This window comes from Kitasatospora sp. GP82 (assembly GCF_029892105.1).
Lineage (GTDB): Bacteria > Actinomycetota > Actinomycetes > Streptomycetales > Streptomycetaceae > Kitasatospora.
The window spans coordinates 47,341-67,218 of sequence record NZ_JARZAJ010000031.1 but is presented as its reverse complement, the minus strand read 5'-3'; the positions used below and the strand labels follow the sequence as shown (position 1 = coordinate 67,218).

General features: G+C 71.5%; 16 protein-coding genes, 1 tRNA gene and 1 pseudogene. 5 read left to right on the top strand and 13 right to left on the bottom strand.

The features are described 5' to 3' along the window. Positions 1 to 167 precede the first annotated feature (167 nt). Positions 168 to 500, top strand: a complete 333-nt coding sequence (locus P3T39_RS27210) for a hypothetical protein (protein WP_280701592.1) — start codon at positions 168 to 170, stop codon at positions 498 to 500. A 51-nt stretch (positions 501 to 551) separates the two neighbouring features. On the opposite strand, the gene P3T39_RS27205 is transcribed toward P3T39_RS27210, so the two are convergent. Further along, positions 552 to 1,799, bottom strand: coding sequence for a YncE family protein (locus P3T39_RS27205; RefSeq protein ID WP_280701591.1), 1,248 nt, complete (start codon positions 1,797 to 1,799; stop codon positions 552 to 554). Between the two features lie 322 nt (positions 1,800 to 2,121). Continuing rightward, positions 2,122 to 2,664: pseudogene (locus P3T39_RS27200) on the bottom strand (response regulator transcription factor); the annotation flags it as partial. Between the two features lie 101 nt (positions 2,665 to 2,765). Between P3T39_RS27200 and P3T39_RS27195 the strand changes: the two are divergent. Continuing rightward, a complete protein-coding gene (locus P3T39_RS27195; RefSeq protein WP_280701590.1) occupies positions 2,766 to 3,848 on the top strand; it encodes an integrase core domain-containing protein in 1,083 nt (360 codons plus the stop codon). Positions 3,849 to 4,476: 628 nt separating this feature from the next. On the opposite strand, the gene P3T39_RS27190 is transcribed toward P3T39_RS27195, so the two are convergent. The 5 genes from P3T39_RS27190 to P3T39_RS27170 all read right to left on the bottom strand — a co-directional run bounded on the left by P3T39_RS27190 (position 4,477) and on the right by P3T39_RS27170 (position 8,951). Continuing rightward, a tRNA-Pro gene (locus P3T39_RS27190) sits at positions 4,477 to 4,550 on the bottom strand. Positions 4,551 to 4,713: 163 nt separating this feature from the next. Continuing rightward, positions 4,714 to 5,958: an MFS transporter gene (locus P3T39_RS27185; protein WP_280701611.1), complete on the bottom strand. Its 1,245-nt coding sequence runs from the start codon at positions 5,956 to 5,958 to the stop codon at positions 4,714 to 4,716. 313 nt (positions 5,959 to 6,271) lie between these two features. Beyond that, on the bottom strand, positions 6,272 to 7,051 hold the full coding sequence (locus tag P3T39_RS27180) for a DUF1684 domain-containing protein (RefSeq protein ID WP_280701589.1): 780 nt from the start codon (positions 7,049 to 7,051) through the stop codon (positions 6,272 to 6,274). Between the two features lie 82 nt (positions 7,052 to 7,133). Beyond that, on the bottom strand, positions 7,134 to 8,000 hold the full coding sequence (locus P3T39_RS27175) for an acyl-CoA thioesterase II (RefSeq protein WP_280701588.1): 867 nt from the start codon (positions 7,998 to 8,000) through the stop codon (positions 7,134 to 7,136). A gap of 198 nt (positions 8,001 to 8,198) precedes the next feature. Continuing rightward, on the bottom strand, positions 8,199 to 8,951 hold the full coding sequence (locus tag P3T39_RS27170; protein WP_280701587.1) for an alpha-ketoglutarate-dependent dioxygenase AlkB: 753 nt from the start codon (positions 8,949 to 8,951) through the stop codon (positions 8,199 to 8,201). A gap of 147 nt (positions 8,952 to 9,098) precedes the next feature. Between P3T39_RS27170 and P3T39_RS27165 the strand changes: the two genes are divergently transcribed. Continuing rightward, positions 9,099 to 9,902 carry an MBL fold metallo-hydrolase gene (locus P3T39_RS27165; protein ID WP_280701586.1) on the top strand — a complete coding sequence of 268 codons (804 nt, stop codon included), beginning with the start codon at positions 9,099 to 9,101 and terminating at the stop codon, positions 9,900 to 9,902. Between the two features lie 121 nt (positions 9,903 to 10,023). Here the strand turns inward: P3T39_RS27165 and P3T39_RS27160 are convergent, their stop codons facing one another. Beyond that, a complete protein-coding gene (locus P3T39_RS27160; RefSeq protein WP_280701585.1) occupies positions 10,024 to 10,743 on the bottom strand; it encodes a transglycosylase family protein in 720 nt (239 codons plus the stop codon). 575 nt (positions 10,744 to 11,318) lie between these two features. Here P3T39_RS27160 and P3T39_RS27155 point away from each other — a divergent pair. After that, positions 11,319 to 12,140: a hypothetical protein gene (locus P3T39_RS27155; RefSeq protein ID WP_280701584.1), complete on the top strand. Its 822-nt coding sequence runs from the start codon at positions 11,319 to 11,321 to the stop codon at positions 12,138 to 12,140. A 346-nt stretch (positions 12,141 to 12,486) separates the two neighbouring features. Further along, a complete protein-coding gene (locus P3T39_RS27150) occupies positions 12,487 to 13,233 on the top strand; it encodes a hypothetical protein (RefSeq protein ID WP_280701613.1) in 747 nt (248 codons plus the stop codon). Positions 13,234 to 13,395: 162 nt separating this feature from the next. Here P3T39_RS27150 and der read toward each other — a convergent pair whose 3' ends face one another. The 5 genes from der to P3T39_RS27125 all read right to left on the bottom strand — a co-directional run bounded on the left by der (position 13,396) and on the right by P3T39_RS27125 (position 19,847). After that, positions 13,396 to 14,853, bottom strand: a complete 1,458-nt coding sequence (gene der, locus P3T39_RS27145) for a ribosome biogenesis GTPase Der (RefSeq protein ID WP_280701583.1) — start codon at positions 14,851 to 14,853, stop codon at positions 13,396 to 13,398. A 141-nt stretch (positions 14,854 to 14,994) separates the two neighbouring features. Then, complete coding sequence (gene cmk, locus P3T39_RS27140) at positions 14,995 to 15,708, bottom strand: (d)CMP kinase (RefSeq protein WP_280701582.1); 714 nt, start codon at positions 15,706 to 15,708, stop codon at positions 14,995 to 14,997. 188 nt (positions 15,709 to 15,896) lie between these two features. Beyond that, the gene (locus tag P3T39_RS27135; protein WP_280701581.1) at positions 15,897 to 16,982 is read right to left on the bottom strand and encodes a prephenate dehydrogenase; all 1,086 of its coding nucleotides are present in this window, start codon (positions 16,980 to 16,982) and stop codon (positions 15,897 to 15,899) included. Positions 16,983 to 17,122: 140 nt separating this feature from the next. Next, positions 17,123 to 17,740, bottom strand: coding sequence for a GNAT family N-acetyltransferase (locus tag P3T39_RS27130; RefSeq protein ID WP_280701580.1), 618 nt, complete (start codon positions 17,738 to 17,740; stop codon positions 17,123 to 17,125). Then, on the bottom strand, positions 17,730 to 19,847 hold the full coding sequence (locus tag P3T39_RS27125) for a penicillin acylase family protein (RefSeq protein ID WP_280701579.1): 2,118 nt from the start codon (positions 19,845 to 19,847) through the stop codon (positions 17,730 to 17,732). The genes P3T39_RS27130 and P3T39_RS27125 overlap by 11 nt, the downstream gene beginning before the upstream one ends. Between the last annotated feature and the right edge of the window lie 31 nt (positions 19,848 to 19,878).

Below are 19,878 nucleotides of genomic sequence, written 5' to 3'. Positions count from 1 at the left end.
GCGGCATCGGTCGGCGCCCCGCCACCTGACGTCGGCATCGAGCCCATGACCGGCTACGCTTCCTGCCCGAGTGAAAGCGTGAGGCCGGGGTGGGGATTATGCGTTGGCGTGACAGCGGGGGGAACAAGTGGCGGATCCGGCAGGATCGCCTGGCATGGCGGGGACTGGTGCGGCCGAACACCGTCTGGAAGCTGGTGCCGGACACCACCGACGACATCATCCCCGGGCTCGTGGCGGTCCTCGTCACGCCGGTGTTCCTCGTTCTCGGGATTCTCTGGCTGGTCGAGTTGATGCTGCGTCTGCTGGCCACGCCGGTCGTCTCGGTGCTGCGCGCGACGGCGGTGGTGCCGTACCGGGTGGAACTGCTACGGAACCGTAAGGTGATGCGCAGCCATGAACCGCTCGGCCGTGTCCAGCTGCGGCAGCTGCGGATGAGCCTGTCCCAGTGGGCGGCGCAGCCCGGGGGCCAGGCGGGCGACCCCTGGTCAACTGCTCGGTGACGGGGGCGTCGGCACAGGCCCTCGTTCTCCGGGCGGCCGGCCCCGGGCTGCTCAGCCGGCCGAGGGGGAGAGGCCGCCGAGCAGGTCGGTCGCGATCCGTCCGGTCCGCTCCCGCTGGGGGAACGCGCCGACCGGGACTCGTGCGAGCTCCTTCGCGGTGCGGTAGTCGATCACCGAGACGGCGTCGGCCTTGCTGAGCGAGACGAAACAGAGCGTGCCGTCGGCGCTGCTGGTGCCCCAGTAGGGCAGGCTGTCCGTCGGGTAGTCGACGGTCCCGCGGGTGCTCAGGTCGGTGGTGGAGACGATCGCGGCGTAGTCGTCGATGGTGCCGACGTCGCACAGGCTGGTGCCGTCGCCCGAGAGGGCGAGGCCGTGGTGCGCCGAGTTCTGCGGGTAGCTGTCGGGGGAGAGCGCCGCGCCGGCCTTGCTGTACGGCATCTGCACGGTGACCACCGAGCCGGTGGACAGGTCGTACCTGGCGAAGCCGTTGAGGTAGGACAGGTCGGTGTACATGGTCCGGCCGTCGGGCCCGACCGTGTTGGGCCGGATGCCGTGCGGGAACTTCCAGGTCTGCACGACCTGCAGGGTGGCCGCGTCGACCTTGGTGAGCTGGAAGCTGCCCTTGGCCCACTCCATCGCCTGCGGGAACGTGGTGATGCCTATGCTGGAGTTGTAGATGTACTTCCCGTCCGGCGAGTAGTCGTTCTGGTGCGGGTAGGTGCCGGTCGGGAACGAGCCGACCACGCCGCCGGTTGCGGTGTCGAGTACCTCGGCCTTCTGCGCGGTGGTCGCGGAGACGACGTAGCGGCGGCCGTCGGGCGAGAGCGCGGCGTGATCGGCCTTGAAACCGTCCAGTCGGGTGCGCCAGAGCTGGGCGCCGGTGGCGACGTCGAACGCGGCGACGTCGTCCAGGTTTCCGCGCGACACGTACAGGCGGCGGCCGTCGGGTGAGAGCGTCGCGTCGTCGACCCAGCGATTGCCGCCCTCGATCGAGGTGACGGTCTGGAAGCCGATCCACTGGATCGGATCCATGCCGGCGATCCGCTGCTGCGCGTCGGCGGTGACGTTCAGCGAGCCGAGGTTCCTGAAGGTGTGGGCGTCGAGGAAACTCACCGTGCCGGCCTGGCTGTTGCCGACTACCAGGACGTCGCGCAGGCCGGTGTCGGCGCCTGCGCCTGCGGCGTGCGAGGGCGAGGCGGGGAGCACGAGCGCGCCGGCCAGGGCGGCGGTGACCGTGCCGACGGAGAGGAGGCGGGATACGTGCCGAAGGGCGTTGCCGGGGACGTGCGTTCTGTTCATCCGATCCTCCCGGGGCGCGGTGCGTGGAAGGGACGACGCTGGGTGGTGGTGTCGAGGCGATCCGAATATGAGGGGTACTCGGATTCGGCTACTCGACGGTACTGAGCGGCTCCGGGCCCGGCAAGGGCCATGCAGGCGGGGAGTTCGCCGGATTGCGGAGGCCGACCGCCGGCGGGCTCGTCCTGCGGGCGAAGTTGATCGGCGAGCCGGAATGCGAGGGCCGGGCCCCGCAGGCTCGCCTCCTCCTGCGCAAGCCGAACTGAGCGGCATTGACACACCGACAGAACATGGTCAACTCCCGTTCCCCGGTGGCTCCTCCCGGTCAGTGGCGGCTGAGGTAGGTGAGGACCGCGAGGACGCGACGGTGGCCGCTGTCGGCTTGCGAGAGGCCGAGCTTGGCGAAGATGTTGCCGATGTGCTTGTGGACGGCGTTGTCGGTGATGACGAGCCGCGCCGCGATCGTGGCGTTGTCCTTTCCTTCAGCCATCAGGGCGAGGACTTCGCGTTCGCGTGGCGTGAGGGTGGCGATCGGGTCGCGGGTGTGACGGGTGAGGAGCTGCCCGATCACCTCGGGGTCCATGACGGTACCGCCGGCGGCGACCCGCCGTAGCGCGTCGATGAACTCGCTCACCCGGCTCACCCGGTCCTTGAGGAGGTAGCCGACGCCGCCACTCCCGTCGGAGACCAGCTCGCCGGCGTACTGCTGCTCGACGTACTGGGAGAGCACGAGCACGGGCAGGCCGGGGTACCGGCGGCGGGCGTGGATGGCGGCGTGGATGCCCTCGTCGCGGAAGGTCGGCGGCAGCCGGACGTCGACGATGGTGACGTCCGGTCGGTGTTCGGTGACGGCAGAGAGGAAGCCGGGGGGCGTCCCGGGTGATGGCGGCGACGTGGAAGCTGTCGGGCTCGGAAAGTCATCGCCGCAGGTGGCAGCGATAGAGCGACCTCGGCTGGCACCATGTCCGCGTGATCGTTTCGCTGCTTTACAAGGTGGCCCGCAAGCTGTTGTCCGTACCCGGGGTGCTGCTGCGCCGCGACACCGCCAAAGACGCGGAGCTGCTCGTGCTCCGGCACGAGAACGCTGTGCTGCGCCGCCAGATATCCAGCCCGCTCCGCTACGAGCCCGCGGATCGGTTCTGGCTGGCAGCGCTCTCCAGCCTGATACCCCGTCACCGTTGGCGGGCAGTCTTCCCGGTCACTCCCGGCACGCTGCTGGCTTGGCACCGCCGACTCATCGCGGCGAATTCGGACTACAGCACACGGCGCGCCCGCACCGGGCGACCGCCGACCAGAGCGGCGCTCAAGAACCTTGTGCTACGACTGGCTCGGGAGAACGCAAGGTGGGGCCACAAGCGGATCCAGGGCGAGCTGGCCCGTCTCGGGCACCCGATCGCCGCCTCCACGGTGTGGGAGATCCTCCATGCCGCCGGCATCGACCCAGCCCCGCGCCGCACCGGCCCGACCTGGCGCGAGTTCCTCACGAACCAGGCCGAGGGCATCCTCGCGGCGGACTTCCTCCATCTGGACACCATGCTCGGCCAGCGGCTGTACGCGCTGGCGTTCCTCGAACACGGCACCCGACGCCTGCACATCACCGGCGTCACCGCCCACCCAACCCGAGACTGGGCAGCACAGCAGGCCCGGAACGTGGCAGCCGACCTCGGCTCTCACACGGAGTCCCTACGCTTCCTGCTGCGCGACCGGGACGGCAAGTACAGCCAGTCCTTCGACGCCGTCTTCGAGGCCGAGGAGATAGAGATCCTCAAGACTGCGCCGCGAACTCCCCGGATGAACGCCCACTGCGAGCGAGTGATCGGGAGCATCCGGCGTGAGGTACTGGACCATGTCCTCATCATGAACGAGGCCCACGCCCGGCAGGTCCTGACCGCCTACCAGCAGCACTACAACGAGCACCGCCCTCACCGGGCACGCAACCAGCTACCGCCCGGCGCCCACGAGCAGCCCACCGCACACGGCCTCGAGGGCCGAAAACTCCTGCGTACCCGCGTCCTCGGCGGCGTCATCAACGAGTACCGATACGCGGCTTGACCAGCAGCGATGACTTTCCGAGCCTTACACGCAACCAGCTCGCACCCCTCGACGACCCCAACGTCATTCCGCTCCCGACAGCCCGGATCGAACGCCGGCAAGCCGTCGCCGGCCTCATCAACGAGTACCACCGAGCAAGCTGACCACCCGACACACCCGCAGCTCACACCCAGTGAAGCCGTTTTGAAGCACTACGAGCGCCGACACACCGACCAACATCACTGAAGCGGACTTCTCGCCCTTGACCGCCCGCCAAATGGCCCTCGGACAATGGCACTCCCAGCCTCGAGGGTCCAAAACCGTTGACAGGTAACGCTGCTCCCAGTCAAAGAATCCTGGGAGCAGCAGGTCAGCAGCCCCAACCAGTTGCGCATGCCAGCCCACGCGCCCCCGACGGACACGGCGCGCCCCGCCACCACGGAAAAGATCTTTGCGAACTCGACCGGATCGGGTGACAACACTCGGCGCCGCGTTGACCTCTGGGAGCAGACTGGGAGCACACCGCTCCCATTTACTCCCAACACTCCCAGCCCCACGCTCCCAGAAACCGCCCCCGAGAACGCAAAAAGGCCGTATCTTGAAAACAAGATACGGCCTCTGATCTGCGACTTTGGACATCAGTCCGAAGTCGGGACGACAGGATTTGAACCTGCGACCCCTTGACCCCCAGTCAAGTGCGCTACCAAGCTGCGCCACGTCCCGTGGTCCTGCGGCCTCCGTTCAGAGCCTTGCGGCGCCTGAGCTTCGGCTTTTTGACCTTGCCCCCGGTGTCCCGGCGACGTGGAAAACAATACAGCACGATGAGGGGTGCTCGCTGCCAGGTATCCGGTGGTGGCGTGGTGGGGGCCGGGTGGGGCGGTGCAGGTCAGGGTGTGGGGTGGTGGGCGTCGTAGCGGAGGAAGGCGGGGCGGCGGGCGGCGAGGAGGAGGACGGCGGCGAGGCAGGCGAGGCCGCCGGTGACGATCGAGACGGCGGGTGAGGTGAGGGAGGCGACGGTGCCGGACTCGAAGTCGCCCAGGCGGGGGCCGCCTGCGACGACCACGATGAAGATGCCCTGGAGCCGGCCGCGCATCTCATCGGGGGCCACAACCTGCATCATCGTGTTGCGGAAGATCATGCTGATGGTGTCGGCGCAGCCGGCCGCCGCGAGCAGCGCCAAGCCCAGCCACAGTTCGCGGACGAGCCCGAAGGCGGCGATCGCCAGGCCCCAGGCGGCGACGGCGGCCAGGATGGCGGCGCCGTGCCGCCTCACCCGGCCTACCCAGCCGGAGAAGGCCGCCCCGAGCAGAGCCCCCACGGCGGGTGCCGCCACCAGCAGCCCGACGGTGCCGGGGCCGCCGGCGTAGAAGCCGACCACGATGGCGGGGAAGAGCGCCCGCGGGAGGCCGAAGATCATGGCGGCGAGGTCGGCGACGAAGCTGGTGCGCAGGTTGGGCTGCTCGCGCAGGAAGCGCAGGCCGTCCAGCACCGAGGCGCGACGCTTGCGCTCGCTGTCGCCGCCGGGGCGCATCGAGGGCAGTCGCCACATCGCGTACAGCGTGGCGCTGAAGGCGAAGGTGTCGACGAGGTACGCGGACTGAGCCCCGTACGCGCCGATCAGGACACCGCCGAGCATCGGGCCGACGGTCGAGCCGAGGTTCATGCTGATGGTGTTCAGGGCGTTGGCCGCGGGCAGCTGACGGCTCGGCACCAGACGGGGGATCATCGAGGAGCGGGCCGGCGAGCTGAGCGCGAAGAAGGCGGCCTGGAGGGCCACCGCCGCGTACAGCACCGCGACCGTGTGCGATCCGAGCAGTGCCTGCGCCGCCAGGACTGCGGAGACGACGGCGAGGCCTCCGGAGCCGATCAGGCCGAGCAGGCGCCGGTCCACGGTGTCGGCGACGGCGCCGCCGTAGAGGCCGAAGGCGACCAGCGGTACCAGCGCGAAGAGGCCGACCAGGCCGGTCGCGAAGCTGGAGCCGGTCAGTTGGTAGACCTGCACGGATACGGCCACAGCGGTCATCTGCTGCCCGATGGAGGAGACGGACTGGCCGAACCAGACCCGTCGGTAGTCCGGGATCTCCCGCAGCGGACTGATGTCGGCGAACGCTCCACGAGCCAGCCGCCGCAACCGCCCGCCGTCGCCGACGGCGGGCGAGCCGGTGACGGCAGGAGTGCCGGTGACAGCAGACGTACCGCTGTCGGACGGGGCGGCGGCGGGGGCGTCCTGCGAGCAGGGCGAGGAGGACGAGGGCGGTGGAAGCGGATTGGTCGACACGGAGACTCATGGTCGGTCACGGCACCGACGCCGCGCTCACCGCCCCCGGGTCAGAAGCCGGACCACGTGAGTTGAGGAGAGGGGAGGGGAGGGGAGTTGAGGAGAGGGGAGTTGAGGGGAGGGGAGGGGAAGAGGGAGGAGAGGAGGGCAGGGGCCGGGCGCTCGGTTACCGGCCGAGGACCTGCTTCTCCCCCGCCTCCACCGCGATCGTCAGCCGGTTGCCCGGCGGCGGGAACGGGCAGATGAAATGGTCGGCGAAGGCGCACGGCGGCAGGTAGGCGCGGTTGAGGTCGAGCACGGTATGCCCTTCCTCGTCGGGCTCGGGCAGGGTGATGAAGCGGAACCGGTACGTCTCGTGCCCGCTGGTGGCGTCGCTGATCACGCCGCTCAGCTGCTTGCCCGCGCGGCCGACGGTGAGGGTGTGCGGCTCGCCGGCCAGGGTGAAGGCGATCCGCCCGGCGACCTCCAGTGGGCGGTCGCGCCCGTCGGCGTTGGGCACGGTGACGGAACGGTCGCCCTCGAAGGGGGTGAAGACCGCCGCCACGGCCCACTCCGGCGCATAGGGGTAGACGGTGATCCCGGCGAACGCGGTACGGCCCGCCGAGGCCGGGTCGAAGACCCGCAGGGCCAGCTCGCCCTCGCGCTCGATCGGGGCCAGGAGCCGGTCACCGAGCTCCGCCAGGTCCGCCTGCTTCGCGGTGTCGGGACGCAGCGCCGCCTCACCGCCCAGCGCCTGGCCAGCGCCCTTGATCCGGATACCGTCACCGGCCTCGGCGCGCACCCGTACGAGCCCCTCCGAGGCCCACCAGAGGCCGGGCAGGCCGGGGACTTCGGCGGGCTCGGGCTCCAGCCAGTGCGTGCCGACGAGGGCGAGCTGGCCGTGTGGCGAGCTCACCGAGGCGGTACGGGCCTCCGTCCAGTGCTTCCATTCCTCGGCTGCGGTCATGGCGCTTCCCTCCAGGGAGACGATCCGGTTCAGAAGGCGATCCGGCTCGGAAGACGATCCGGTTATGGAGGTTGACGGTGGTTCAGCTACGGCGGGCGAGCGGCCTGAACAGCCCCTCCTGCATGACAGAGACGACCAACTGGCCGTTCCTGTCGTAGATTTGGCCCCGCGCCAGGCCACGTGCACCGTGGGCGATCGGCGACTCCTGCTGGTACAGCAGCCAGTCGTCGGCGCGGAACGGGCGGTGGAACCACATCGCGTGGTCGAGCGAGGCCATGTCGAAGTTCCGCGGGCCCCAGAGCGGTTCGACGGGGACGCGGACGGCGTCCAGCAGCGTCATGTCGCTGGCGTAGGTGAGGGCGCAGACGTGGATCAGCGGGTCGTCGGGGAGCGCGCCGTTGGTGCGCAGCCAGACGCCGCTGCGCGGCTCCACCCCGGCCAGCTCTTCGGTGCGCCAGCGCAGCCGGTCGACGTATCTGATGTCGAAGGGCTGGCGGCGGCTGATGAAGGGCGGCAGCTCTCCCAGCTTGGAACCGACCTCCTCCAGTGCGCTGGGCAGGTCCTCGGGGTCGGGGACGTCGGGCATCGCGTCCTGGTGTTCGATACCGCCATGCTCGGGCCGGTGGAAGTCGGCGGTGAGCGCGAAGATGCTGTGGCCCTGCTGGATGCCCAGGACGCGCCGGGTGGTGAAGGAACGCCCGTCCCTGATCCGGTCGACCTGGTAGACGATCGGCACGCCGGGGACGCCGGGTCTCAGGAAGTAGGCGTGCAGCGAGTGCACCGGCCGCTGGCCCTCCACCGTCCGCCCCGCCGCGACCAGCGCCTGCCCCGCGACCTGGCCGCCGAAGGTGCGCTGGAGCTCCTCCTCGGGACTCCGGCCACGGAAGATGTTGAGCTCGATCTGTTCCAGATCGAGCAGGTCGACAAGCTGATCGACGGGTGTTCCCATGGCTGCGCTTCCTCTCTCGACGGGCACGCGGGGCATGGTCCGCCAGGCGGCCGTCTTCGTCTACCCAGAAGTCTGCTCGGCCCGCCGGAATTCCCGCCGCCCGGGGCGGGCGTACGGAGGTATCCCGGTCAGGTTCGCGGTCCCGCGTGTCAGGTCGGTCCAGCCACCACCGCACGGCCGGGTCATCGGGCCGCCGGATCATCGGAGCCCCGACTGCCTGACGGTGATGTTCAGGCGCCCGACCAGCCCGAGCGCCGGGTCCGCGGTGCCCGGCAGCGTCCGTACGACCCCGTGGTACGCGAACCTGGACGGCCCGCCGAAGACCAGCAGGTCACCGCTGCGCAGCTCCAGGTCGGTCCACGGCCGGGTGCGGGTCTCGGTGTTTCCGAGGCGGAAGACGCAGCTGTCACCGAGCGAGAGGGAGACGACCGGGGCGTCGATCCGCTCGTCCCGGTCTCGGTGCAGGCCCATCTTCGCGCCGTGCGCGTAGTGGTTCACCACCGCGATGTCGGGGTCGTACCCGGCCGCGCCCGCGATCTCCTCCGGTCGCGCCCCGTACGCGTCGGCGAGGGCGCGTGCGGCCAGTGCACCGAGTCGGGCCGGGAAGGGCTTGACCGGTGCGCCGTCGCCGTCCACCACGGTGCGGGCGTAGCCGTACGGGTACCAGTGCCAGCCGAGGCTGAGCATCCGCACCGACATGACACCGCCGCCGGGCAGCCGGACGGACCGCATCCCGGCGGGTGGGCGCGCCCAGGCGCGGCAGGCTTCGACCAGTTCGCGCTGCTCCGCCGGGCCGAGCCAGCCGGGGAGGTGGACGGCGCCCGGCGCCGGTTCGGTGCGCTCACGCGGCGCGGACGGGACCGGCGCCTCCGCCGGGAACAGTGCCTCCGGCGGGAACAGCGGCTCGGGTGGGAACAGGGGCTCCGGTGCGGGGAATCGTTCACCGTCCATGTACCCCATCCTCGCAGCCGTCCGGCTCGATCGGACGGGTCGGCCGTTCGGCGCACACGCCGCCGGTTGCGGGTGCAGCGCGGCGGTGCCAAGGCTGAGGTGGGAGTACGCCGCCCGAGGAGTCGGCACGAGGAGCCTGGAGCCAGCATGAAGACCCTGGATTTCGAGATCATCGACCTTCCCGACACCTCCCTCCACAAGACCGCGGTCCTGGTCACGGGGCAGCGTGAGGCGCTGCTGGTGGACGCCGGCCTCACGCTCTCCGACGGCCGCAGCCTGGTGGAGCGGGTCAGGGCCTGCGGGAAGCAGCTGACCAAGGTCTTCATCAGCCACGGCGACCCGGACTTCTACTTCGGCGCCGAGGCGGTCCGAGAGGCGTTCCCGCATGCCAGGTTCCTCGCCGCGGCGGCGGTCGTGGAGCACATCAAGGAGACGTACCCGGCCAGGCTGGAGAGCTGGGCGCGACTGGGACCCGAGCTGCCTACGCGGATCGTGCTGCCCGAGCCGCTGCCCGGCGACGCCGTGGTGCTGGAGGGCCATCGGCTGGAACTGCGCGGCGCCGACTTCCACCTACCGGACCGCCACTATCTCTGGGAACGCCAGCGGCGGGCCGTCCTCGGCGGCGTCCTGCTGTTCCAGGGACTGCACGTGTGGACCGCCGACACACCCACCCCGGCTCAACGCGGCGCCTGGATCGACCTGTTGGACGGGATGGAGGCGCTCGAGCCGTCCTTCGTCGCAGCCGGGCACCGCAGGGCGGGCGCACCGGCCGACGCCTCGGCCATCCGCTACACCCGTGAGTACCTTCGGGTCTTCGAGACCGAGATCGGCCAGGCCGAGGACGCGGCGGCGGCCCGGGCCGCACTGGAACGGCACTACCCGGACGCCGGCCTGAGGCTGGCCGCCGAGCTCGGCACCAAGGTCGCGAAAGGTGAACTCAGTTGGGGCTGACGGCCGTCGGAGCTCCGTGAGCACCGGCGGACGGCGCACGGCCGACCGCCCCCTGCGGGAGAGGGGACGGACGGCCGTGGGAGTCGGCGGCGGCCGACGCGGTGCGCGGTGGCCCGGTGGGTCAGACGGAGAGGACCTGGCCCGGGAAGATCAGGTTCGGGTTGCCGCCGACGACACCGGAGTTGTTGCCGTACAGGGTCTTCCAGTCGAGGCCCTTGGAGGCGGCGATGGAGCTCAGGGTGTCGCCGGCCTTGACGGTGTAGGTGCCGCCGTTGCTCCTCTTGGCCGGGGCCCGCGGAGCCTTGTGCTCGGCACGCTTCTGCTCGGCCTGCTTCTTCTCGACCGGCTTCGGCGCGACGTTGTTCTTCGCGGCGCCGTCCTTCGCGACCTTGTTCTCGGTCGAGGGTTTGGCGGCGGCCGAGGCGGAGCTGCCGGTGTCGACCTGGGCGGCGCCGCCCTTGGTCAGACCCGCCTTCACCGAGCAGACCGGCCAGGCGCCGGGGCCCTGGGAGGCGAGGACCTTCTCGGCGACGGCGATCTGCTGCGCCTTGGTGGCGAGGTCGGCCTGCGCGGCGTACTGGGTGCCACCGTAGGCGGCCCAGGTGGAGGAGGTGAACTGCAGGCCGCCGTAGAAGCCGTTGCCGCTGTTGATGCTCCAGTTGCCGGTGCTCTCGCACTGGGCGACCTTGTCCCAGGTGGCGACGGACGCGGCCGAGGCCGTCGTGGCCGTGACGAGGCCGGCCACCGGGAGGACGGCCACAGCGCCGCCCAGGACGGCCACCCGGACGCGGTTGCGCTTGGTGGCGGTGGTGGCAGCGGTGGTCTCGTTACGGAAAGTCATGAGAGTCCTCTCGACAGCCCCGGGCAGGCATGCGGAACCAAGCCCTGGGGGCTGATTCGCTCGCCGCGTTCGCAAGGCGGCCGTGCACGTGTCGGACGTGCCGCGCCGCCCCGGCCACCCTCCGCTCAGCCGCGCCGCCCTGTCGGCCGTCGCGCTGGTGGGCACCGCCCCACCGGTGTGAACCGCGGGCCGTGCGCCGGGGGTGAACCCGGGTAGTGCTCGTTGCACCGGCTAAGAAACTACGAGTAACCAGGGCAGCCACCAAACAGCCTCAAGTCCCCCCAGCTCAGAGCGGTGTTACCGATGGTAAAGATCATGCAAAGAAGCGCAAAATGCCCGCTTCGGAGGACATTCCATGATCAAACATCGTCCGGATATGGCCTGGATCACAGTTTGGACCCTGTGAGCTCGGGCACAGGGTCGACATATTGCGACCAGGTGTTCACACATCGCAGTCGGATTCGCGGCAAATCCCGTCGCGGGCGCGTTCACCCGTGACCCCAGACACAACGGCCCGTTGGTAATGGCGGTCGGGCTCGCCCGACCGCCATTACCTGACGAACCGAGGAGTCCCCTTGCCGCGCATGCTCGCTGTCAGTGACGAGGTCCGAGCCGAGATCGGCGACGACGAGGCAGATCGCCTGCTCGCCGGTGCCCACGCACCCGACACCTACGACTGCACCTCATGCCGCACGCCCGGCGACTCCTCGCACGAGGCCACCAGCACGGTGCTCTTCGTCGGCGACGAGACCGCAGTGCTCGCTTTCGCCCATGCCCGCTGCATCCCCTCCCAGGTGGTACCGGTCTCCGAGGAGCAGCTGCTCGGCGCCGTCCGCAGCATCAGCCAGACCCAGGGCAGCGTCCCGGCCTCCCGGGAGCAGGCCGGCGCCGAGGCCGCGAGGCCCACCGCACCGGCTGCCGGGCAGCCTGCCGTCCTCGGGATCACCTGCGGGCTGGTGCTGTGCGGGGACACCGCGCACGCCGCCCTGGTGGTCGAGCCGACCGGCCCGGTGGGACGGCCCGGCAGCCTCTCCGGCGAGGACGAGTTCCTCTCCCTGCTCACCGACCACCAGTTCCAGTTGGTCGAGAATGTCGACAAGGCCCCCGCGCCGCCGCTGCCCGGCTGGTCGGTGCTGATGGCGATGGGCAAGCTGCACGCGATCCTGCAGCCCTCGGCCACGGGCGGCAGCTCCGCCTGGTGGCAGGCGCACCAGCCGCTCCAGGTCACCGACGCGTGGCGACAGGCGGCCGGCCGGCAGAACGAGGTGACGATGTACGCGGTTCCGGCCGGTGCCATCGGCCGCCAGCCCCGGGAGGACCTGCTCCGCCTGGCGCTCGACCGTGCCGCCGCGCAGGGCCTGCTGGTCGCAGCCGTCCTGCCGCTGGCCGGAACCTGACCGGAAGCTCTGCGCAGACCGGAAGCGGTCTGCGGACCGGTCGCCCGTGTACCCGCCCACCGGAGCCCTGCCGGGAGAGCACCTGCCGGGACAGCGCCGTCGGCCGGCCGGTACGCGGGCGGCCGAGGCGGACGGTAGGCACGTAGCGGCGGGAGCACGCCGGAGCGCGCGCCTGGGGAGGTCGAGCGGGAGCGGTACGGACAGAGCGCTGCGGAACGGTACGGACGGAGTGGGGATGGTCGGGGGCGGGGCGGGCAGGCGGGGCGGACGGGCGGGTGCCGAGACTGGCACAGGACGCCCTGCTCCGGTCCCGCATCCCCCGGCCGCCTCACTCGTTGGCCCCTACGTGTACAGCTACGACGTCGCCGCCACCCACCGCCCGTCCGCCACCACCCCCCGGTCCATCCCGGGCATGCGCCCGTCGTGCGACGCGGAGCACCCCTCCTCCCCCACTCCCATCTACGACACGCTGTACTCGGAGTACCGACGGCTCTTCCGGGCGCTGCCCGGCGACCGGACCGGCGAGGAGGACCTGCGTTTCACCGGCTTCGCGGTCCGGGACGGGCACTTCGGCCGGGATTCTTACCCGGTACGGCAGGCCCTCCCGCCCGCGCCCGGCGACTCCTACGGCCCTCGCGGTGAGCCGTACGGCTCCCGCCCCGAGCTGGGCGGATACCCGCCGCAGCACCAGGCGTTCGACACCTTCCCGGGTCACGCGCAGGGCACGCCGCAGTTCATGCCGAACCAGCAGGGCGGCGGCAGCGGGCAGTACGGGACGGGATACCTCGCGGCGGGGCAGGTGACGTCCGGTCAGTTCACGGCTGGACAGTTCACGGCTGGACAGTTCGCGTCGGGGCAGATCGCGTCGGGGCAGATCGCCCCGGCGCAGTCCTCGGGCGGCCAGTACGCGGGCGGCCAGTACCCGGGGGCGCCCCAGGCTTCCGGCGGTCAGGGCTGGGTGGCTTCCGGCTACCTCGCCCCAGCGCAGCCCGTCGCCACCGCCGTCGGCGTCGTCCCGGAGCCCGGCGGGGTCGGAGGACGCCACCGCAGCATGCTGTCGCTGCCCCCGGGCCGCACCCCCGGACAGGGCTGACCCTCGAAGCCCCGGGGCACTCGGTACGCGGCACTCAGCACCCAGTACTCGGCACCGCCTGCCGCGAAGCCCCGTTCCGCCGGGAACCCGCGGAGGCCGGGCACCCCAGCGGGGTACCCGGCCTCCGTCGTCGGTCGGTCCGGCACGACCGGCCGATTGCTGCTACTTCTTGCGGCGCTTCTCCCGGACACGCACCGAGATCGAGATCGGCGTTCCGGCGAAGCCGAACTCCTCGCGCAGGCGGCGCTCGACGAAGCGGCGGTAGCCCGCCTCCAGGAAGCCGGAGGCGAAGAGCACGAAGCGCGGCGGCCGGGTGCCGGCCTGGGTGCCGAACAGGATGCGCGGCTGCTTGCCGCCCCGGATCGGGTGCGGGTGGGCGGCCACCAGCTCGCCGAGGAAGGCGTTCAGCTTCGCGGTCGGGATACGGGTCTCCCAGCCGTCCAGCGCGGTCTCGATCGCCGGGACGAGCTTCTCCATGTGGCGGCCGGTCTTCGCCGAGACGTTGACCCGGGGCGCCCAGCGGACCTGGACGAGATCGCGCTCGATCTCGCGCTCCAGGTAGTAGCGGCGCTCCTCGTCGATCTGGTCCCACTTGTTGTAGGCGATGACGACGGCGCGCCCGGCCTCGACGGCCATCGAGATGATCCGGGTGTCCTGCTCGGCGAGGGTCTCGCTGGCGTCGATCAGGACGACCGCGACCTCCGCCTTCTCCAGCGCGGAGGCGGTACGCAGCGAGGCGTAGAAGTCGGCACCGGCGGTGAGGTGGACCCGGCGGCGGATGCCGGCGGTGTCCACGAACTTCCAGGTCTTGCCGCCGAGTTCGATCATCTCGTCGACCGGGTCACGGGTGGTGCCGGCCAGCTCGTTGACGACCACCCGGTCCTCGCCGGCCACCTTGTTGAGCAGGCTGGACTTGCCGACGTTGGGCCGGCCGATCAGGGCCACGCGGCGCGGGCCGCCGATGAGACCTTCGCCGAAGGTCTGCGGCGGGGCCTCGGGGAGGGCGGCCATCACGGCGTCGAGCAGGTCGCCTGAGCCGCGGCCGTGCAGCGCGGAGACGGGGTACGGCTCGCCGAGGCCGAGCGACCAGAGGTAGGCGGCCTCGGCCTCGGTCGACGGGCCGTCGACCTTGTTGGCGCAGAGCACCACGGGCTTGCCGGCCCTGCGGATGATCTTGATCAGCGCTTCGTCGGTGTCGGTGGCCCCGACGGTGGCGTCCACGACGAAGAGCACCGCATCGGCGGTCTCGATGCCGTACTCGGCCTGGGCGGCGACGGCGGCGTCGATGCCGAGGACGTCGACCTCCCAGCCGCCGGTGTCGACCAGCTTGAAGCGGCGGCCGTTCCAGGCGGCCTCGTAGGTGACACGGTCGCGGGTGACGCCCGGGCGGTCCTCGACCACGGCCTCGCGGCGGCCGATGATGCGGTTCACCAGAGTCGACTTGCCGACATTGGGCCGGCCGACCACGGCCAGCACCGGCAGCGGGCCGTGCCCGGCACCGTCGAGCTCGGCGTCGATCTCGTCGGTGTCGAAGCCCTCCTCGGCGGCCAGCGCCATGAACTCCGCGTACTCGGACGCGTCCAGCTCGCCGTGGGAGCCGTGAGCGGTCTCGTTGCTCATCTTCGTGTTTCCGTTTCCCGGCACGGCCCTTCCCAGGGACGTGCCGTGCGTACCTGCCCAGGAGGGCAGCGCGGTGCGGTCGGCCCTCGTAGCGGGCGACGCGGATTCTTGCCTGCAGGCTCTTGTGTGCCTGAGAGTTCGTCAGGCCCCGGTCCGGACCTGGCGGTCCTGGACCAGGGCGGCGATCCTGTCGATCACCTGCTCCAGGGTGAGGTCACTGGTGTCCACCAGGACGGCGTCCACGGCCTGGGTCAGGGGGGCCGTCTCCCGGGAGGAGTCGGCGGCGTCCCGACGGGCGAGGTCGGCGGCCATCGCGGTGATGGTCGCCTCGTCCACGCCCTTGGCGCGCAGCTCGGCGGCGCGGCGCTCGGCACGGGCGGCCTCGGAGGCGGTCAGGAAGACCTTCACCGTGGCGTCCGGGAACACCACGGTGCCCATGTCCCGGCCCTCGGCGACGATGCCGTGCTCGGCGACCTCGGCGCAGCCGCGCTGCAGCTCCACCAGCCGGGTCCGCACCTGCGGGACGGCGGCGACGGCGCTGACCCCGGCGGTCACCTCGGGGCCGCGGATCGGTCCGGAGACGTCCTGGCCGTCGACCGTGATGGTCGGGCCCGCGGCGTCCGTACCTGAGACGATCACCGGCTTGCCGCAGGCGATCGCCACCGCGTCGGCGTCATCGACGTCGACGTCGTTGGTCAGCATCCACCAGGTCATCGCGCGGTACATCGCGCCGGTGTCCAGGAAGCTCAGGCCGAGCCGGGCGGCGACCGCACGGGAGACGGTCGACTTGCCGGAGCCGGAGGGTCCGTCGATGGCGACGACGACCGGGGCGGACGCTCGGTCGGCAGTTTCCACGGGGCGAACCTCTCTCTGAAGCCTGGGTGACTCACTCAAGGGTAGTGGAATGGCAACGGGTGCCCGGCCACGCTCAGACCGACCGGCAACAGGGCGCGACGCCGCAGGCCCTGTTGCCGGTCGGTCTCAGAAGCTCCGCCAGTGGGCACTCACCGGAATCAGTTGCACTGGCCAGGGGCGCGAGGGTCCTAGTCCCGCACGCTCCAGCCCTGCTCGCGCAGTGCGGACGTGAGCCTTCGCACCGCCGCCGGGGCGACGGAGAGCTGGACGAAACCGACCTGCTGGCCCGAGGAGTGCTCGATGACGACGTCCTCGATGTTGACGCCGAGTGCGCCGACCTCGCCGAAGAGCCGGCCGAGCTCGCCGGGCTGGTCGCCGAGGACGACCGCGACGCTCTCGTAGCGGGTGGGCGGGGCGCCGTGCTTGCCCGGGATCCGGGACTGGCCGGTGTTCCCGCGCCGCATCACGGCCTCGATCCCGGCGGCACCGCTGCGGCGCTCGTCCTCGTCGGCGGCCTGCAGGGCGCGCAGCGCGGTGACGGTCTCGCCGAGGTCCACGGCGAGCTCGTCCAGGATGTCGGCGACCACGCCCGCGTTGGCGGAGAGGATGTCCACCCAGAGCGCGGGGTCGGAGGCGGCGATCCGGGTCACATCGCGGACGCCCTGGCCGGAGAGCCTTATGGCGGTCTCGTCCGCGTGCTCGAGCCGGGCCGCGACCAGTGAGGAGAGCAGCTGAGGGGCGTGCGAGACCAGTGCGACGGCGCGGTCGTGCGCCGGGGCGTCCATCACGATCGGCATGGCGCCGCAGAGGGCGACCAGTTCGAGGGCGGCGTTGAGGGTGTCCGTGTCGGTGTCCGGGGTGGGCGTGAGCACCCACGGACGGCCTTCGAAGAGATCGGCGCGGGCTCCCAGCGGGCCGGAGGTCTCCCGCCCGGCCATCGGGTGGCCGCCGATGTAGTGGGAGGTGTCGCAGCCGAGAGCTGCGACCTCGGCCCTCGGTCCGGACTTCACGCTCGCCACATCGGTGTACCAGTGGGCCAGTCCACGCCGCTGGCAGTCGGCGAGCACCTTGCCCACCAGGGCGGGGGGCACCGCGATGATCCCCAGGTCCACCGGGCCCGTCGGCGGCTCGGTCGTTCCGGCGCCCAGCGAGGCCGCGGTCCGGGCGGCGTCCGGGTCGGCGTCCTCCAGATACACGCTGAGACCGCGGCCGGTGAGCGCGAGGGCGGCGGAGGTGCCGATCAGTCCGGTGCCGACGACGGCGACAGTGCGCATGGCTGGTTCGTCTCCTGGAGGGGTGCCGATCCTGTGGTCACGCCATCCTCTCCTACCGGTGGCCCGATTGCGGCTGCGGGTCACTACGTGGTCGGCCGTGCAGCTTCCGGGAGCCCCGCGCCCCTGAACAAGTGGACGGTCTACCGCAGGCCGGGCGCCGGGGGCTGGGTTCCGAGGGTTCGCGTTGCGAGGAAGGTGTCCCGGCTCAGGAAGAGCAATCGGGCGCGCTTCTCGGGGAGTTCGATCTCGGGTCCGAGGACGAAGCCCGTGCGGCGCAGGCGGGCGATGGCCCTGTCGTTGCGGGCGTCGGGCTCGGCCACGATCCGCTGCCGTTCCGGGACGGCGAGGACGTGGTCGAGGAACGCGGAGAGCAGGGTGTCGGTGAAGCCGCGCTCCGCCCCGCACTCGGCGGGGCCGACCATGAGGTGGATGCCGAAGTCGCCGGGCTCGACCTCGTAGCACTCGCCGACCGGATCCTCCGCCGGTTCGTACGTCTGGAAGAGCGCGACCGGCCGGTCGTCCCGGTGGACCAGGAAGGCGTGGTGCGTGGCGAGGGAGCCCACGTACTCGTAGATCTCCTGGACCCGGTCGCGGTCGGCGTCGAGCATGCCCCAGAACCGGGCCCGCTCCTGGCTGACCCAGCCGTGGATCACGTCCGCGTCCGCGGCGGGGTCCAGGGGGAGGATCCGGACGGTGCCGAAGCCGTCGATCTGCTGCTCGTGCACGGCCTCGCGGCGGGCGGCGGGCTCACTGGTCATGTCGCTCCTCGGTCAGGTGGTTCCAGTCGGTGATGACGGGGACGAGCTCCCCTTGCAGCCACAGCGGCAACTGGTCGCGGTGGTGGGCGTGTCCTGGTGTGCCGGAGGCGCCGAACGGGACCACCCACAGGCTGTCCTCGCGCCGTGCCAGGTCCCAGACGTAGCGCGCGGCGGGTCCGCGCGCGCTGCGGTCGGTGATACCGGGGACGCTCGATGTGGACAGGACGCAGTCGTGGTCGCCGGAGAGTCCGGGCCAGACCTCGGGCGCCGGGTCGGGTGCGGCCTGCCAGGGCGCGAGCCTGTGCAGCTCGCCCCACGGCACCGGTGGCTCGCCGAGCGCGGCCACCGCCTCGACTGCGGCCCTGACCAGGCCGGCCCGGTCCAGGCCGGGCAGCAGCTCGGTGGTCAGCAGGGTCTCCAGCGCGTACGCGACCCGGGGGACCAGCGCCAGCCAGGGCAGGAACAGTTCGGGGTACCGCGCGGGTTCCGCCAGCCGGGCAAGCACCGGATCGGCCGCCATCCGAAGCACGACTTCTGCTCGCACGGCCGAATATGACGCAGCATCAGTACTGTCGGCGTCCATCCGCCGGTCCCAGCGCAGGAGTCGGTCGCGCAGGGCCACGGCGTCCGGGCCGAGCCCGTCCAGCCCGGCCAGCAGATCCAGCAGGGGCCCGGCCGAGGCGAGGTGGGTGTCGGTGTGGACGGTCGCCATGTCTGCGGCGGTCCAAGCGGTCTGTCCCGCCTCGGCGGTACGGGCAGCCCCGGCGGTGGGTGCGTCCAGCAGGTGGCGGATGCGCTCGGCCCGGTGCGGCGGAGCGAACTCGATGCCGAGCGGCTCGGCCAGGCCGCGCTGATTGGCCATCACGGCGAGGCCGTCGACCGTCTCGCGGGGCATCGGGCCGTGCCAGCCGCGCCACTCGTGCTCCGCTTTCCAGGCCGGTACGACGCGCAGGCCGTTCTGCCGGTCCCGGAGCGGAACGGCGCCTGCGACGCGGTGCAGCAGGCCGCCGTCCGTGTCCGCCGCCTGGACTACGTTGACGGGCTCGGCCCAGTGGTCGAGGGCCAGGTCCACGTCGGCGACGGTCCGTGCCCTGAGCAGCGCGGGCAGCGCGGCGAACCCCAGGTCCCCGCGCACCCGGGGCGGGTAGCGGAGGCTGATCGCCTCCCCCTCGCCGACCGCACCTCCGTCCGCACCTCCGTCCGCACCGCCGATCACGACCGGGCCGCGCTCGGTCTCGACGACCTCGATCTCGACCGGCTCGCCGCCCGCGACCTCGATGGTCTCCAGGTGGACGGTGGCGGGCTGCCAGCCGTCCGGGCCGAGCGCTTCGACCTCTTCTCCGCGCCGCCGGAGCCTCTCGCGGTAGAGGTCCTGGTAGTCCGCCATCGCATTGGTGATCGCCCAGGCCACCGTGCCGGTGTGCCCGAAGTGGGCGATGCCGGGAACGCCCGGGACGGCCAGGCCCACCACGTCGAACTCCGGGCAGGCCAGGTGGATCTGCTGGTAGATGCCCGGGTCCTCGATGAACCGGTGCGGGTCGCCCGCGATCAGGGCGGCACCGGTGGCGGTGCGCTCGCCGCCGACCAGCCAGCCGTTGCTGCCCGAGGTGCCGGGTCCGTCGGTGGCGAAGAGTCCGATCAGCTCGGCACCGAGCCGCTCGGCGACCTTCTCGCGCCACAGCTTGGCGGGGAAGCCCGCGAAGAGGATGTGGTGGGACAGCCAGATCGCCAGCGGAGTCCACGGCTGCCACGTCCCGGGGACGAGCCCGGTGGTCACGAACTCCGGCTCCTGCCGCGCCTGTTCACCGAGTCCGGCGTTGACCCCGGCGACGTAGCTGCGCACCCAGGCGGCGGTGTCGGCGTCGAGCCGGTCGAAGCAGCGCCGGGCGGTGTCCTCCAGCCGGGACTGCCGGGCGAAGCGGTCCCAGCCGAGGGCCTCGGCGCCGAGGAAGGCGGCGGAGGTGCCCTGGGCCCGGTGCCGTTCGACCTCGATCTGCCAGGCCCGGTCGGTGGCGGCGTTGCGCCCCTGTGCGAAGGCGAGTTCGGCAGCGCTGTCCGCGCGCAGGTGCGGTATCCCCCAGGAGTCCCGGTAGACCTCGGTACTCATGGCACTTCTCATCTCTCTCGGATCGGGAATA

Bases quoted from the DNA above. Each gene is read 5' to 3' on its own strand.
- P3T39_RS27130 (WP_280701580.1), bottom strand. From the start codon at position 17,740: ATGACCAGTGAGCCCGCCGCCCGCCGCGAGGCCGTGCACGAGCAGCAG.
- P3T39_RS27160 (WP_280701585.1), bottom strand. From the start codon at position 10,743: ATGACTTTCCGTAACGAGACCACCGCTGCCACCACCGCCACCAAGCGC.
- P3T39_RS27125 (WP_280701579.1), bottom strand. From the start codon at position 19,847: ATGAGTACCGAGGTCTACCGGGACTCCTGGGGGATACCGCACCTGCGC.
- P3T39_RS27205 (WP_280701591.1), bottom strand. From the start codon at position 1,799: ATGAACAGAACGCACGTCCCCGGCAACGCCCTTCGGCACGTATCCCGC.
- P3T39_RS27180 (WP_280701589.1), bottom strand. From the start codon at position 7,051: ATGACCGCAGCCGAGGAATGGAAGCACTGGACGGAGGCCCGTACCGCC.
- P3T39_RS27175 (WP_280701588.1), bottom strand. From the start codon at position 8,000: ATGGGAACACCCGTCGATCAGCTTGTCGACCTGCTCGATCTGGAACAG.
- P3T39_RS27135 (WP_280701581.1), bottom strand. From the start codon at position 16,982: ATGCGCACTGTCGCCGTCGTCGGCACCGGACTGATCGGCACCTCCGCC.
- P3T39_RS27170 (WP_280701587.1), bottom strand. From the start codon at position 8,951: ATGGACGGTGAACGATTCCCCGCACCGGAGCCCCTGTTCCCACCCGAG.
- der (WP_280701583.1), bottom strand. From the start codon at position 14,853: ATGAGCAACGAGACCGCTCACGGCTCCCACGGCGAGCTGGACGCGTCC.
- P3T39_RS27165 (WP_280701586.1), top strand. From the start codon at position 9,099: ATGAAGACCCTGGATTTCGAGATCATCGACCTTCCCGACACCTCCCTC.